This window comes from Sutterella massiliensis (assembly GCF_016899755.1).
Taxonomy (GTDB): domain Bacteria; phylum Pseudomonadota; class Gammaproteobacteria; order Burkholderiales; family Burkholderiaceae_F; genus Sutterella; species Sutterella massiliensis.
The window spans coordinates 1-975 of the sequence record NZ_JACJJC010000121.1; the positions used below are offsets into that span (position 1 = coordinate 1).

The following is a 975-nucleotide window of genomic DNA, read 5'->3' on the forward strand; positions in this document are numbered from 1 at the left end:
AGATGTGTATAAGAGACAGGCGCTATTTCAATCCAATTGGCGCTCACCCTTCAGGCTTAATCGGTGAAGATCCGAACGGGATACCCAACAACCTCCTGCCTTACGTTGCGCGCGTGGCAAACGGAAAGCTCCCGATGCTTCGCGTTTTCGGCGATGACTACGATACGCCCGACGGTACGGGTGTTCGCGACTACATCCACGTGATGGATCTCGCTGAAGGCCACGCCAAAGCGGTGCCCTATGTGATGGAGCATCCGGGCTGGATCGCCATTAATTTGGGATGCGGTCGCGGCTACAGCGTTCTTGAAGTTGTTCGAGCTTTTGAAAAGGCGAGCGGACGCAAGGTTCCCTACACCATCTGCCCGCGCCGCGCAGGCGACATCGCAGCCAACTGGTGCGACCCCGCACTTGCTAAGAAGCTGCTTGGTTGGGAAGCGAAATACGGCATTGATCAGATGTGCCGCGACAGCTGGAACTTCGAAAGCCGTCACTCGTCGGAAGTCGATAAGTAAATAGAAAGGCTCACCGATACACTCAGCCGTATTGCCCAAGAGCAAAGGCAGATTTTCGAATCGAACTTCACCTCTCGATCATCGGAAATCTGCCTTCTTTTATTGGCGCTACTTGCTCGACCACGGCTTCACAAAGATCATCTGCTTGCCGAGAATCACTCCGCCCTGAAGCCGCCAACCGAACTTGCCGAGCCACGTCATGATGGCAACACTCGAATTCCGGCAGTTCATTGGTGCCGTTTCGGGATCAAATCCCTTGGCTTTGGAAACATCGTCGCAAAACACACTCCCGACATTGTCGACTTCGAACTCAGGGTCAACCTTATGCGCGATTTCCCAATTCAAAGTAACGTATCCGCCCATCTTGAGTGCTTCAACAATCTCACGCGGGTAGCTGACATCCTCGTCAGCGATGTCGATGATTAGGAAACGGTGGCCCTCACCCGTATCGAGCGATATAGCG

Annotated in this window: 2 protein-coding genes; one reads left to right on the plus strand and one right to left on the minus strand. The window is 53.7% G+C overall.

Annotated elements, in window-relative coordinates; translation table 11 throughout:
• The coding region (locus H6A60_RS14505; RefSeq protein ID WP_205104795.1) for a GDP-mannose 4,6-dehydratase at window positions 1-512 on the plus strand (512 nt) is incomplete at its 5' end.
• Between the two features lie 108 nt (window positions 513-620).
• Here the strand turns inward: H6A60_RS14505 and H6A60_RS11675 are convergent.
• Window positions 621-975 (minus strand): hypothetical protein (locus H6A60_RS11675; RefSeq protein ID WP_205104797.1); only part of this gene is annotated, 355 nt, incomplete at its 5' end.